Origin of the sequence: Stutzerimonas stutzeri SDM-LAC, assembly GCF_000235745.1 — a bacterium.
In the GTDB taxonomy this organism is placed as follows: domain Bacteria; phylum Pseudomonadota; class Gammaproteobacteria; order Pseudomonadales; family Pseudomonadaceae; genus Stutzerimonas; species Stutzerimonas stutzeri_H.
The window spans coordinates 25,949-40,367 of record NZ_AGSX01000019.1; the positions used below are offsets into that span (position 1 = coordinate 25,949).

General features: G+C 57.8%; 11 protein-coding genes. 9 read left to right on the plus strand and 2 right to left on the minus strand.

Annotated elements, in window-relative coordinates:
* Nucleotides 1–40: 40 nt before the first annotated feature.
* A complete protein-coding gene (acnD, locus tag PSTU_RS0102525) occupies nucleotides 41–2,650 on the plus strand; it encodes a Fe/S-dependent 2-methylisocitrate dehydratase AcnD (protein WP_019339470.1) in 2,610 nt (869 codons plus the stop codon).
* A 103-nt stretch (nucleotides 2,651–2,753) separates the two neighbouring features.
* Nucleotides 2,754–3,941, plus strand: a complete 1,188-nt coding sequence (gene prpF / locus PSTU_RS0102530; RefSeq protein ID WP_019339471.1) for a 2-methylaconitate cis-trans isomerase PrpF — start codon at nucleotides 2,754–2,756, stop codon at nucleotides 3,939–3,941.
* 108 nt (nucleotides 3,942–4,049) lie between these two features.
* Here the strand turns inward: prpF and PSTU_RS0102535 are convergent, their stop codons facing one another.
* Nucleotides 4,050–4,868 carry a pyruvate, water dikinase regulatory protein gene (locus tag PSTU_RS0102535; RefSeq protein WP_019339472.1) on the minus strand — a complete coding sequence of 273 codons (819 nt, stop codon included), beginning with the start codon at nucleotides 4,866–4,868 and terminating at the stop codon, nucleotides 4,050–4,052.
* Between the two features lie 156 nt (nucleotides 4,869–5,024).
* Here PSTU_RS0102535 and ppsA point away from each other — a divergent pair, with 156 nt between their 5' ends.
* From ppsA to PSTU_RS0102570, 7 genes are all read left to right on the plus strand, one after another.
* Nucleotides 5,025–7,397, plus strand: coding sequence for a phosphoenolpyruvate synthase (gene ppsA, locus PSTU_RS0102540; protein ID WP_019339473.1), 2,373 nt, complete (start codon nucleotides 5,025–5,027; stop codon nucleotides 7,395–7,397).
* Nucleotides 7,398–7,616: 219 nt separating this feature from the next.
* Entirely contained in the window at nucleotides 7,617–8,105 is a 489-nt protein-coding gene (gene rraA, locus PSTU_RS0102545) for a ribonuclease E activity regulator RraA (protein ID WP_019339474.1), read from the plus strand.
* Nucleotides 8,106–8,173: 68 nt separating this feature from the next.
* Nucleotides 8,174–9,166: a CorA family divalent cation transporter gene (locus PSTU_RS0102550; RefSeq protein ID WP_019339475.1), complete on the plus strand. Its 993-nt coding sequence runs from the start codon at nucleotides 8,174–8,176 to the stop codon at nucleotides 9,164–9,166.
* Nucleotides 9,167–9,219: 53 nt separating this feature from the next.
* Nucleotides 9,220–9,465, plus strand: a complete 246-nt coding sequence (locus PSTU_RS0102555) for a hypothetical protein (protein ID WP_019339476.1) — start codon at nucleotides 9,220–9,222, stop codon at nucleotides 9,463–9,465.
* A 2-nt stretch (nucleotides 9,466–9,467) separates the two neighbouring features.
* The gene (locus PSTU_RS0102560) at nucleotides 9,468–10,292 is read left to right on the plus strand and encodes a mechanosensitive ion channel family protein (protein ID WP_019339477.1); all 825 of its coding nucleotides are present in this window, start codon (nucleotides 9,468–9,470) and stop codon (nucleotides 10,290–10,292) included.
* A gap of 107 nt (nucleotides 10,293–10,399) precedes the next feature.
* A complete protein-coding gene (sigX, locus tag PSTU_RS0102565; protein ID WP_019339478.1) occupies nucleotides 10,400–10,966 on the plus strand; it encodes an RNA polymerase sigma factor SigX in 567 nt (188 codons plus the stop codon).
* A gap of 99 nt (nucleotides 10,967–11,065) precedes the next feature.
* Nucleotides 11,066–12,058, plus strand: coding sequence for an OmpA family protein (locus PSTU_RS0102570; protein WP_019339479.1), 993 nt, complete (start codon nucleotides 11,066–11,068; stop codon nucleotides 12,056–12,058).
* Nucleotides 12,059–12,796: 738 nt separating this feature from the next.
* Here the strand turns inward: PSTU_RS0102570 and PSTU_RS0102580 are convergent.
* A complete protein-coding gene (locus PSTU_RS0102580; RefSeq protein ID WP_019339481.1) occupies nucleotides 12,797–14,392 on the minus strand; it encodes an isocitrate lyase in 1,596 nt (531 codons plus the stop codon).
* Nucleotides 14,393–14,419: the final 27 nt, after the last annotated feature.

Genomic DNA, 14,419 nt, shown 5'->3' on the forward strand with positions numbered 1-14,419 from the left:
CCTCGCCCCACAGAACATTACTGGATTGGGTTCTTCAGGCATGAATACACAACACCGCAAACCTTTGCCAGGCACTGGGCTTGACTACTTTGACACCCGCGAGGCGGTCGAAGCCATTCAGCCGGGTGCCTACGACAAGCTGCCCTATACCTCCCGCGTCCTGGCCGAACAGCTGGTGCGTCGCTGTGAGCCCGAAGCGCTGACCGATTCACTGAAGCAGATCATCGAGCGCAAGCGCGACCTCGACTTTCCTTGGTATCCGGCACGCGTCGTCTGCCATGACATCCTTGGCCAGACCGCGCTGGTCGATCTCGCCGGTCTGCGCGATGCGATCGCGGAGCAGGGCGGTGACCCGGCGAAGGTCAACCCGGTTGTTCCGACGCAGTTGATCGTCGACCACTCGCTGGCGGTCGAGTTTGCAGGCTTCGATTCGGGCGCGTTCGAGAAGAACCGCGCCGTCGAGGAACGCCGCAATGAGGACCGCTTCCACTTCATTGAGTGGACCAAGACCGCGTTCAAGAACGTCGACGTGATCCCAGCCGGCAACGGCATCATGCACCAGATCAACCTGGAGAAGATGTCACCGGTGATCCAGGCGCGCGGTGGCGTCGCCTTCCCGGATACCTGTGTCGGTACCGACTCTCACACCCCACACGTTGATGCGCTGGGTGTGATCGCCATCGGCGTCGGCGGCCTGGAAGCAGAGACCGTGATGCTCGGCCTGCCGTCGATGATGCGACTGCCCGATATCGTTGGTGTGCGTCTGACCGGCAAGCGTCAGCCCGGAATCACCGCCACCGATATCGTGCTGGCGCTGACCGAATTTCTGCGCAAGGAACGTGTGGTCGGCGCCTGGGTCGAGTTCTTCGGCGAGGGTGCGGATAGCCTGACCATCGGCGACCGCGCGACCATCTCCAACATGTGCCCGGAGTACGGCGCAACCGCTTCGATGTTCTACATCGACCAGCAGACCATCGATTACCTCAAGCTGACCGGCCGCGAGCCGGAGCAGGTCGCGCTGGTCGAGCAGTACGCCAAGGAAACCGGCCTGTGGGCGACGGCGCTGGAAGGTGCCGAGTACGAGCGCGTGCTCGAGTTCGACCTGTCCAGCGTGGTGCGCAACATGGCTGGTCCGTCCAACCCGCACAGGCGTCTGCCAACATCGGCGCTGCATGAGCGCGGCATTGCCGACGACACCATGCTGGCCTCGGCGCGGGCTGAAGAGGCCGAAGGCCTGTTGCCGGACGGTGCGGTGATCATTGCCGCCATTACCAGCTGCACCAACACCTCCAACCCGCGCAACGTGGTTGCCGCAGGGCTGCTGGCGAAGAAAGCCAATGATCTGGGATTAGTGCGCAAGCCGTGGGTGAAGACTTCGTTCGCGCCAGGTTCGAAGGTTGCCAAACTGTATCTGGAAGAGGCGGGCCTTTTGAGTGAGCTGGAAAAGCTCGGTTTTGGCATTGTCGGCTATGCCTGCACCACCTGTAATGGCATGTCCGGTGCGCTGGATCCAAAAATCCAAAAGGAGATTATCGACCGTGACCTGTATGCCACGGCTGTTCTGTCAGGCAACCGTAATTTTGACGGTCGTATCCACCCATACGCCAAGCAAGCCTTCCTCGCTTCGCCGCCCCTGGTGGTCGCTTATGCCATTGCCGGTACCGTGCGCTTCGATATCGAGCAGGACATATTGGGCACCGACCAGAATGGCAACCCGATCACCCTGAAGGACCTCTGGCCTTCGGACGAGGAGATCGACGCCATCGTCGCGTCGTCGGTCAAGCCCGAGCAGTTCAAGCAGATCTACATCCCGATGTTCGATCTGGGCGCGATCGAAGAAGCCAAGAGCCCGCTCTACGACTGGCGTCCGATGTCCACCTACATCCGTCGTCCCCCGTACTGGGAAGGCGCATTGGCTGGGGAGCGTAGCCTCAAGGGCATGCGGCCGCTGGCGATCCTGCCAGACAACATCACCACCGATCACCTGTCGCCGTCCAACGCTATCCTGCTGAACTCGGCTGCCGGCGAATACCTCGCGAAAATGGGCCTGCCGGAGGAGGACTTCAACTCCTATGCCACTCACCGCGGCGACCATCTGACCGCGCAGCGGGCGACGTTCGCCAACCCGCAACTGGTCAACGAGATGGCCGTGGTTGACGGTAAGGTGCAGAAGGGCTCGCTTGCGCGCGTCGAGCCGGAAGGCGAGGTGATGCGCATGTGGGAAGCGATCGAAACCTACATGACCCGTAAGCAGAACCTGATAATCGTGGCGGGCGCCGACTACGGTCAGGGCTCATCCCGTGACTGGGCTGCCAAGGGCGTGCGCCTGGCCGGGGTTGAGGTGATCGTTGCCGAAGGCTTCGAGCGCATTCACCGCACCAACCTGGTTGGCATGGGCGTATTGCCGGTCGAGTTCAAGCCCGGTACCACTCGCCTGACGCTCGGTCTCGACGGCACTGAGATCTACGCCATTGAAGGTGACTTGTCGCCGCGTGGTGATCTGACGCTGGTCATTCAGCGCAAGTCGGGTGAAGAAACCCGCATTCCGGTCACTTGTCGTCTCGACACAGGGGCCGAAGTGCGCGTCTACCAGGCCGGTGGTGTGCTGCAGCGCTTCGCTCAGGACTTCCTCGCGTCAGCCACTGCATGACTCCGTAGGGTGGGTGATGTTCATCCACCACGCCGGTCCGTTGTTGGATCGGTAGTGCGTTATCCACCCTACGATCCGTTTTCCTTCCAGCCAGGACTCACCCATGGCGCAACAATCGCAGATCAAGATTCCCGCCACCTATATGCGTGGCGGTACCAGCAAGGGCGTGTTTTTCCGACTGCAGGACCTGCCGGAAAGCTGCCAGGTGCCGGGCGCTGCACGCGATAAACTGTTCATGCGTGTGATCGGAAGTCCCGATCCTTACTCGGCTCATATCGACGGTATGGGCGGTGCCACCTCAAGCACTAGCAAGTGCGTAATTCTGTCGAAAAGCACTCGGCCGGATCACGACGTTGAGTACCTGTACGGGCAAGTTTCGATCGACAAGCCCTTTGTCGACTGGAGCGGTAATTGTGGAAACCTCTCCACCGGTGCGGGTGCGTTCGCCCTGCATGCCGGCCTGGTGGATGCCGAACGCATCCCGCAGAACGGTACCTGTGTCGTTCGCATCTGGCAGGCCAATATCGGCAAGACCATCATCGCTCATGTGCCGGTCATCAACGGCCAGGTCCAGGAGATGGGCAATTTCGAGTTGGACGGAGTGACCTTTCCGGCCGCTGAAATCGTGTTGGAGTTTCTCGATCCGTCTGATGAAGGTGAGGCGGGTGGCTCGATGTTTCCCACCGGTAACCTGATTGACGAATTGGATGTGGCGGGTGTCGGCACGCTGAAGGCAACGATGATCAGCGCTGGGATCCCGACCGTGTTCGTTAACGCCGAGGATATCGGCTATCAGGGCACCGAGTTGCGTGACGACATCAATGGCAACCCCACGGCGCTAGCGCAGCTGGAAGCGATCCGAGTGGCTGGAGCGCTGCGCATGGGGCTAATCAAAACGGCAGAGGAGGCTTTGACGCGTCAGCACACGCCAAAGGTTGCCTTCGTCTCGCCACCTAAAAATTATCGAACATCAAGCGGCAAAACCATCAATGCGGGCGAAGTGGACCTTCTCGTACGGGCTCTGTCGATGGGCAAGCTGCATCACGCGATGATGGGCACCTGTGCGGTGGCGATCGGAACGGCCGCTGCGGTTCCGGGCACGCTGGTCAACCTCGCTGCTGGTGGTGGCGAGCCTGAGGCAGTGCGCTTTGGTCATCCATCTGGCACCTTGCGTGTTGGCGCCGAGGCGAAGCAGGTCGACGGCCAATGGACAGTCACCAAGGCGATCATGAGCCGCAGCGCTCGCATACTGATGGAGGGGTGGGTGCGTGTGCCCAGCGATGCCTTCTAAAGGCTCGCACTACCGGACAAGGACGTCATGCGCTGGAGTCGTTTCAGCAGGCGAAAGTGAAAAAAAGTCCGCACAAAGCGGACTTTTTGTTGTCTAGCAGAACGGCACTTATTTGAGCCGGCGTTCGACGCCTTTCTCGACGAGGATCTTGGCGGATATTTCTTCCACCGAAAAATGAGTGGAGTTGATGTAATTGATGTTCTCGCGACGAAACAAGTTTTCCACCTCGCGGACTTCAAACTCGCATTGAGCGTAACTGGCATAGCGGCTGTTGGGTTTGCGCTCGTTGCGAATGGCAGTCAGACGGTCAGGGTCGATGGTCAGGCCGAACAGCTTGTCGCGATGGGTCTTGAGGGCGCTAGGAAGTTGTAGGCGCTCCATGTCGTCTTCGGTCAGCGGATAGTTGGCGGCGCGGATACCGTACTGCATCGCCATGTACAAGCAGGTAGGCGTTTTGCCGCACCTGGAGACGCCGACCAAAATAAGGTCCGCCTTGTCGTAGTAGTGCGTGCGGGCACCGTCATCGTTGTCCAGAGCGAAGTTGACGGCGTCGATTCGCTCCATGTAGTTGGCGTTATGGCTGATCGAGTGGGATTTGCCGACGGAATAGGAGGAACGTGACATCAGTTCATGTTCCAGAGGAGCAAGGAAGGATGAAAAAATGTCGATCATGAAGCCATTGGATTCAGCGAGGATGTCGCGAATCTCTTGGTTTACCAGCGTATCGAATATGATCGGGCGCGCGCCGTCGCTTTCCGCCGCTTTATTGATTTGCTGTACCATTGCCCGCGCTTTTTCTGCCGTATCGATATACGGCCGCGTGAGCTTTGTGAAAGCGATGGTTTCGAACTGTGCCAGTAGACTCTGGCCGAGCGTTTCGGCCGTAATGCCGGTACCGTCGGATATGAAAAATGCAGTTCGTTTCATTGCGCCTGGGACCTTAAGTCAAGAACGGTTCTCAGCTATAGTAGGCCCCTTCGCCGAGCCTCGATTGGCAGGCATTGTTACTTATTTTGCAGGGCCAGGCCACCGTGCCGCGGATGGGCACGAACCGAGTTTCCAACACAACGTGGAGAGATCACCTTGGTAGAGTACGTAGTTTCCCTCGATAAGCTCGGCAATCATGATGTTGAGCGTGTAGGGGGCAAGAACGCCTCCCTCGGCGAGATGATCAGCAACCTGGCAGGTGCGGGTGTTTCGGTACCTGGTGGTTTCGCCACTACCGCCGAGGCCTATCGGGATTTTATGGAGCTCAGCGGTCTCAACGAGCAAATCCATGCGCTTCTCGATGCGTTGGACGTGGACGATGTCAATGCGCTTGCCAAAGCCGGCGCGCAGATTCGCGGCTGGGTCATGGACGCCGAATTCCCGCCCAAACTCGATGCCGACATCCGTACCGCATTCGCTGAAATGTCCGGCGGCAACGAACACATGGCCGTTGCGGTCCGTTCATCGGCCACCGCGGAGGACCTGCCGGACGCCTCGTTCGCTGGTCAGCAAGAAACCTTCCTTAATATCCGTGGCGTCGATAACGTCATTCGGGCTGCGAAAGAAGTCTTCGCGTCCCTCTTCAACGACCGTGCAATTGCATACCGCGTCCATCAGGGCTTCGATCACAAGTTGGTTGCGCTGTCCGCGGGTGTCCAGCGCATGGTGCGTTCCGAGACTGGCACAGCCGGCGTGATGTTTACCCTGGACACCGAGTCTGGATTTCGTGACGTCGTGTTTATCACCGGTGCCTATGGCCTCGGCGAAACCGTTGTCCAGGGTGCGGTCAACCCTGATGAGTTCTACGTGCACAAGCACACTCTCGAAGCCGGTCGCCCAGCGATTCTGCGCCGCAATCTCGGCAGCAAAGCGATCAAGATGGTCTACGGCGAAGAAGCTAGCGCTGGTAAGTCGGTCAAGACTGTCGATGTTGATCAGGCCGAGCGGATGCGCTTCTGCCTGACCGATGAGGAAGTGGCCAATCTTGCGCGTCAGGCGGTGACCATCGAGAAGCACTATGGTCGCCCGATGGACATCGAGTGGGCCAAAGATGGCGATGATAATCAGCTGTACATCGTCCAGGCTCGCCCGGAAACGGTTAAGAGCCGCAGCAGCGCGAACGTCATGGAGCGCTACCTGCTGAAAGAGAAAGGAAAAGTACTGGTCGAAGGTCGTGCTATCGGCCAGCGCATCGGCGCCGGCCCGGTAAAGATCATTCACAACGTGTCCGAGATGGACAAGGTCCAGCCTGGCGACGTACTGGTTTCCGACATGACTGACCCGGATTGGGAGCCGGTGATGAAGCGCGCCAGCGCCATCGTTACCAACCGCGGTGGCCGTACTTGCCATGCGGCTATCATCGCTCGTGAACTGGGTATTCCGGCGGTTGTTGGTTGCGGCAATGCAACCGAGCTGCTGCAGGACGGCCAGCGCGTCACCGTCACCTGCGCTGAGGGTGACACCGGGCTGATTTTCGAAGGCGAGCTGGGCTTCGATATTCGTCAAAACTCGATCGATGCAATGCCTGATCTGCCGTTCAAGATCATGATGAACGTCGGCAACCCGGACCGGGCGTTCGACTTCGCTCAACTGCCGAACGCCGGTGTCGGTCTGGCGCGCCTCGAATTCATCATCAACCGGATGATCGGAGTTCACCCCAAGGCACTGCTCAATTTCGATGGCCTTCCGGCCGACGTGAAGAGCAGTGTCGAGAAGCGTATTGCCGGCTACGGCGACCCGGTCGACTTCTACGTCGAGAAGCTGGTCGAGGGCGTTAGCACGCTGGCTGCGGCGTTCTGGCCGAAAAAAGTCATCGTGCGGTTGTCTGACTTCAAATCCAACGAATATGCCAATCTGATCGGCGGCAAGCTCTACGAGCCTGAAGAAGAGAACCCGATGCTCGGCTTCCGCGGTGCATCGCGTTATATCAGCGAATCCTTCCGCGACTGCTTCGAGCTCGAATGCCGTGCCATGCGCAAGGTTCGCGACGTGATGGGGCTAACGAATGTGGAGCTGATGGTGCCTTTCGTGCGCACCTTGGGCGAAGCCTCGCAGGTCATCGACATTCTCGGTCAGTTCGGTCTCAAGCGTGGCGAGAACGGCCTGCGCATCATCATGATGTGCGAGCTGCCTTCCAACGCATTGCTGGCTGATGAGTTTCTCGAGTACTTCGATGGTTTCTCCATTGGCTCGAATGACATGACCCAGCTCACGCTTGGTCTGGACCGTGACTCCGGCATCATCGCTCATCTGTTCGATGAGCGAAATCCAGCAGTCAAGAAGCTGCTGGCGAACGCGATCGAAGCCTGTAACAAAGCAGGCAAGTACATCGGCATCTGCGGTCAGGGGCCTTCCGATCACCCCGATCTGGCCAAATGGCTGATGGAGCAGGGCATCGAGAGCGTATCGCTGAATCCGGACTCGGTGCTCGATACCTGGTTCTTCCTGGCCGACGCTGAAATCAAATAAACGTCTGGCGGAAAAAGGGCGGTTTCCGCCCTTTTTCGCAATGATCGAAAGCGGCTCTATCAATCTCAGCGTGAATTCTCTGCCGCATCACTTGGCGCTTTAGCACGTGCTGCCATAGCGATTGTGGTGGAATCCAACACGGGGATGGGTGAGCGAACCGCTTATTTTGATGATGTCGACGACAAGGTCTGACGCGTTTCAAGTACTAGGAGGCTAACCATGCAATACATCACCCCTGATCTCTGCGATGCCTACCCCGAGTTGGTGCAGGTCGTGGAGCCGATGTTCAGTAATTTTGGTGGTCGCGACTCCTTTGGTGGTCAGATCGTCACGATCAAATGCTTCGAAGACAATTCGCTGGTCAAGGAGCAGGTGGACGTAGATGGAGCCGGCAAGGTGCTGGTGGTTGACGGCGGTGGTTCGCTGCGCCGTGCATTGCTCGGCGACATGCTTGCAGAGAAGGCTGCGCGCAACGGCTGGGAGGGTCTGGTCATTTATGGTTGCATCCGTGATGTCGACGTGATCGCGCAGACGGAGCTCGGCGTTCAGGCGTTGGCTACCCATCCCTTGAAAACTGACAAGCGCGGCATTGGCGACCTCAATGTTCCGGTGACCTTTTGTGGGGTTACTTTCCGCCCTGGTGAATATATTTATGCCGACAACAACGGCATTATCGTATCGCCCGAAGAGTTAAAGATGCCTGGTTGAACCACGGCGTTCGGCTGATCAAGCCCGGCTATGCCGGGCTTTTTTGCGATTTGTAGGAGGCAGGATCGGTGCCTGACGAAATAGCGCGTACAGGGCTTCTGCATGCCCTTGTGTTAAACGGGCACGGCGGTGCGCGCAGGATTACTTATGCGGATATCCCCTCGCTGGAGCTGGCCGAACAGGAGAGCTTGTGGCTCCATTGGGATCGAAGCCAGGCACAGGCTCAGGCCTGGCTGCGCGACCGGAGTGGCTTGAGTGCATTCGTATGCGACGTATTACTGGAAGAAAATACCCGTCCGCGTCTGCTTTCGCTGCCTGGTGACGAGTTGCTGCTGTTCCTGCGAGGCGTAAACCTCAACCCCGACGCCGAACCCGAAGACATGGTGTCGCTACGCGTGTTTGCGGATGCGCGCAGGGTGATATCGTTGCGCCTGCGACCGCTGCGCTCGACCGAGGTGGTGCTTCAGCAGTTGGAAGCTGGCATCGGTCCGAAAACCGCATCCGAAGTGTTACTTGGACTGGCTGACGCGCTGACTGAGCGGGTTGATCAGCTCGTTGCCGTGCTGGCAGAAGAGCTGGACGAGGAAGAGGACCGTGTCGAGACGGACGAACGGTACACGCCACCTCAGGACAAGATGTTGTCTTTGCGGCGCCAGGCAGCTGGTCTACGGCGGTTCCTGTTGCCGCAGCGCGAAATCTATTCGCAGCTGACGCGCAATCGCCTGCCGTGGTTCGTCGATGACGACACGGACTACTGGAATGAGCTGAGCAACCGGTTGATTCGATATCTGGAAGAGCTGGAGCTGGTTCGTGAGCGAGTCAATCTGGTGCTCGAAGCAGAAGAAAGGCGAATGCGCGAGCGGATGAACAGGACCATGTACCTGCTCGGCATCATTACCGGCTTTTTCCTGCCGATGAGTTTTCTTACCGGGTTGCTCGGAATCAATGTGGGGGGCATCCCTGGCTCCGAAAACCCTTATGGGTTCGCAATAGCCTGTGCGCTCATTGGTGCGGTTGCGTTTTTTCAGTGGTGGATATTCCGCCGGCTGAAATGGGTTTGATGTGACTACTCATAGGGCTGTGCCGTCAGAGTCACACTGTTGCCGAGGTAAAGATGCACGATCCCTTTGAAGAATCCCTGCGGGACATGCTTAACACGCAGCCGGAGCGTCATGACGACGGCCGCCTGGATCGTGTGCTGAAAACGGCCAATCGACAGGTTGGCGCTGGCGATCTGTTTGGCCTGATGGGGCATTGGCTGCAGGCCATGCTGATTGCATTTAGCAGCGGTGCGCCGCATACCTCGGCTGTTACCCGCCGTCATTCCGAATCCCGTACTTCTTTCAATAAGGCCGACTGATCATGGAACTCGATCCCTGGAGCCAGAGCTTGTTGGGTGCTATGAGCGCTCTTTGGCAACCTATTGCCGCATTCATTCCGCGCTTGTTCGGTGCGCTATTGCTTGTAGCCATCGGTTTCGTCGTTGCCAAGCTGTTGGATACGCTGCTGTCAAAAGTCCTGGCAAAAATAGGCTTGGACCGTTTGGTTGCCGGTACCGGGGCTACAAAGTTGCTGGGGCGTGCCGGTATTCGCATGCCGATCTCGGCGTTGATAGGCAAGATTGTCTATTGGTTCGTGTTGCTGATCTTCCTGGTGTCGGCTGCAGAGTCTCTGGGGCTCGCTCGCGTTTCGGCGACGCTCGATATGCTTGCGCTATACGTGCCCAAGGTTTTTGGAGCCGGGCTGATTCTGCTGGTTGGCATACTGCTAGCGCAGCTGGTCAATGGTCTGGTGCGAGGAGCCGCCGAGAGCGTTGGCCTTGAATATTCGGCAGGGCTCGGACGGATTGCGCAGGGTTTGGTAATCATCATCATCATCTCGGTTGCAATCGGGCAGCTTGAGGTAAAAACCGAACTGCTCAACTACGTGATTGCGATCGCGCTGATTTCCGTCGGGCTGGCGGTTGCGCTGGCTTTCGGTCTTGGCAGTCGTGAATTGGTGAGTCAGATTCTTGCCGGAATTTACGTTCGTGAGCTTTACGAGGTTGGCCAGAGGGTACGCATCGAAGGGCTGGAGGGCTCGATCGAAGAGATCGGGACAGCGAAAACCTTGTTGCTTACTGATGACGGTGAGCTGGTCTCGATTGCAAATAGAGTGCTGCTGGAACAGCGTGTGGGCAGCCGTTAAGCCCGGTAATCTGTTAAAGTGCGCCGCCCCTTTTCGCGGGCGACCGTGAATGGCGGCCACGACTTGTGCCGGTTCGAAGCGTCTTGACTAAAACCCATCCGCCCACCATGAGCTATGACCCCCGCCAGCTTTCGGACGAAGAGCTGGTGCAGCGCGCGCATGCCGAGCTATTCCATATAACCCGCGCCTATGAAGAGCTGATGCGACGATATCAGCGCACGCTATTTAACGTATGCGCGCGTTATTTGGGGAACGACCGAGACGCAGATGACGTTTGTCAAGAAGTCATGCTGAAGGTGTTGTATGGCTTGAAGAACTTTGAAGGTAAGTCGAAGTTCAAGACATGGCTATACAGCATCACGTACAACGAATGTATTACGCAGTATCGCAAAGAGCGCCGTAAGCGCCGGTTACTTGATGCGTTGAGCCTCGATCCAGTCGAGGAGGCGGTTGAAGAGAAGGCACCTAGCACCGAGGAAAAGGCGGGGCTAGACAAGTGGCTGGTTCATGTGAATCAGATTGATCGGGAAATACTTGTACTGCGTTTTGTCGCGGAACTGGAATTTCAGGAAATTGCCGACATCATGCATATGGGCCTAAGCGCAACGAAGATGCGATACAAGCGCGCATTGGACAAACTTCGCGAAAAATTTTCGGGAATTGCTGAAACTTAATGGCAACAAACTGTCTTAGTGATAGCGAACAGCTTGGGCTTAGCGACAGCCGGTTTCCTTAGATTGTTCTGATACTCACCACCAGATGGGGATTTACGGATGAAACTTAAAAACACCTTGGGCGTTGTAATTGGCTCTATGGTTGCTGCTACTTCTCTTAGCGCGCTCGCCCAGGGCCAAGGCGCTGTAGAGGTGGAAGCATTCGGCAAGCACTACTTCTCCGACAGCTCTCGCGGCTTCGAAGACGAAGGCGAGCTCTATGGCGCTGGCGCCAGCTATTTTCTCACCGATGATGTCTCCCTGGGTATTTCCTATGGTGAATATCATGACGTCACTTCAGACGACCCGGTAGCGGGCGGCGGCCACAAGAACATCAAGGGAAGCTTGACTTCTCTTGAGGCGGCCTATCATTTCGGTCAGGCAGGCGCAGGCCTGCGTCCTTACGTTTCTGCCGGCATGGCTCACCAGAGCATTGGCCAGGCAGCACGTAGCGGTCGTGACCACAGCACCTTTGCGAACATTGGCGCAGGTGTGAAGTACTACTTCACCGAGAACTTCTTTGCCAAGGCCAGCGTTGACGGCATGCATAACATCGATGCTGGCGATAGCGAGTGGATGGCTGGCGTTGGTGTAGGCCTGAACTTCGGCGGCGGCGCACAGCAGCAAGTCGCACAGGTTGAGCCAACTCCCGAGCCAGCGCCGGCTCCGATCGTTGATAACGAACCAGAGCCGGAACCGGAGCTGGTTCGTGTCGAGCTCGACGTCAAGTTCGACTTTGACAAGGCCCGCGTTCGCGAAGAAAGCTACAGCGACATCAAGAACCTGGCTGATTTCATGCAGCAGTACCCTCAGACCAGCACCACTGTTGAAGGACACACCGACTCGGTGGGTACTGATCAGTACAACCAGCGGTTGTCTGAACGTCGTGCCCAGGCTGTTCGCGAAGTGCTGGTCAACCAGTACGGCGTTGAAAGCCAGCGTGTCGATTCGGTCGGTTACGGTGAAGCCCGCCCGGTTGCGGACAACACCACTGAAGAAGGTCGTCAAATCAACCGCCGCGTAGAAGCTGAAGTCGAAGCACAGGTTCGTTAATTCGAAACTTGCTTCGCTAGCTCAGAAGGTGCCTGGTAAGTCTTAGGCACCTTCTCGGCTTCTTGAAAAATCCGGTACCAGATTCTGGTGCCGGATTTTTTTTGCTTTGCTGTTAGTCATTCAAGTACATGTGCCTGACTGTGTGGCGAGCGCTGGATGCACTGCTGCAGCCCAACGGCTGCGAGCGGTGCGTCGGCGTAGTACTTAGTGCAAAGCCTAGGTGCATGCCGAGCATGCCGTCGGTAATTATCGGTACCTGCCGCCTTAGACTTGCACGAGCGCGCGCACGAAGCCCGTCTCGCTACAACTAGAGCTCTGAAGAGAGTGCGCGCCGAAACATGTCATTGCGCCTGCTATGCAGCTTTCGCACTAGCGCCACGTATCTATCGCGCCAAAGCCCAAGCGAAGTAACAGACCTCACGCAACCATAAACCCAGCAGGCCATGAGTGGCTCGGGTGGCTGGTGCTGATAAGCCTGCGCATAAACTTGCCCAAAGACCTGCAGTTGCTCCTTTGCGAATCTGAACTAGCGGTGTTTCAGGCCGCGGCTGCTGGCCACTGGCAGATATTGCAGAAGAAAGTGGGGGAGGTGTGTGCGGTGGTCGCGAGAGAGCTGTTCATGCGTTGATTGCACTTCATGCGCAAACAAAAAAGCTGCCCTTTCGGGGCAGCTTTTATGCAGATGCCTGGCATCTGTCACACCACTGGCACAGGCGATGCCTGCGCCAGATCCAGCTCTTAGTGGAACTGGTTCATGGTGTTGTCTTTACCGCTCGCCTTCAGAGCCGCTTCGCCAGCGAAGTACTCTTTATGGTTGTCGCCGATGTCGGAGCCAGCCATGTTCTGGTGCTTGACGCAGGCGATGCCCTGACGCAGCTCTTCACGCTGCACGCCTTTGACGTAGGCCAGCATGCCCTGATCTGCGAAGTACCCTTTGGCCAGGTTGTCGGTGGACAGCGCAGCAGTGTGATAGGTCGGCAGAGTGATCAGGTGGTGGAAGATGCCTGCGTGAGCGGAGCCGTCCTTCTGGAAGGTACGGATCTTCTCGTCGGCAACCTGGGCCAGTTCTGTTTCGTCGTACTCGACGCTCATCAGCTTGGCGCGGTCGTAGGCGGAAACGTCCTTGCCTTCGGCAACGAATGCGTCGAACACCTGCTGACGGAAGTTGAGGGTCCAGTTGAACGATGGGCTGTTGTTGTAGACCAGCTTGGCGTTCGGGATGACCTTGCGGATTTCGTCAACCATGGCAGCGATCTGGCCAACGTGCGGCTTCTCGGTTTCGATCCACAGCAGGTCGGCACCGTTCTGCAGCGAGGTGATGCAGTCCAGTACGCAGCGGGCTTCGCCAGTGCCCTTGCGGAACTGGAAGAGGTTGGATGGCAGGCGCTTGGGACGCAGCAGCTTGCCTTCACGCTTGATCACGACGTCGCCGTTGCCCAGTTCGGCTTCGGTGATTTCTTCGCAATCCAAGAAGGAGTTGTACTGGTCGCCCAGGTCGCCTGGCTCTTTGGTCACGGCGATCTGCTTGGTCAGGCCGGCACCCAGGGAGTCGGTACGCGCAACGATCACGCCGTTGTCGATGCCCAGTTCCAGGAATGCGTAGCGGACGGCAGCGATCTTGGCGAGGAAGTCGGCGTGCGGAACGGTGACTTTACCGTCCTGGTGGCCACACTGCTTCTCGTCAGACACCTGGTTTTCGATTTGGATGCAGCAAGCGCCGGCTTCGATCATGCGCTTGGCCAGCAGGTAGGTGGCTTCCGGGTTACCGAAGCCCGCGTCGATATCGGCGATGATCGGTACGATGTGGGTTTCGTAGTTGTCGATCTGGTTCTGGATCTCGGCAGCCTTGGCGGTGTCGCCGGCTTCGCGAGCGGCGTCCAGGCTGGTGAACAGCAGGTCCAGCTCGCGGCTGTCAGCCTGGCGCAGGAAGGTGTACAGCTCCTCGATCAGGTTGGAAACAGCAGTCTTCTCGTGCATCGACTGGTCCGGCAGCGGGCCGAACTCGGAGCGCAGAGCAGCAACCATCCAGCCGGACAGGTAGAGGTAGCGCTTGTTGGTGGTCTTCAGGTGCTTCTTGATGGAGATCAGCTTCTGCTGACCGATGAAGCCGTGCCAGCAACCCAGCGACTGGGTGTAAACGGACGTATCGGCGTCGTACTCGGCCATGTCCTTGCGCATGATGTCGGCGGTGTACTGAGCGATTTCCAGACCGGTCTTGAAGCGGTTCTGAGCACGCATGCGAGCCACGGACTCAGGGTTGATAGCGCTCCAGCTGCTTCCAGCTACTTCTTTCAGAGCGGCAACGGCTTTGATGTCGTTTTGATAAGCGGACATGGTCAATCCTTCAAAGAAATTCGTGTT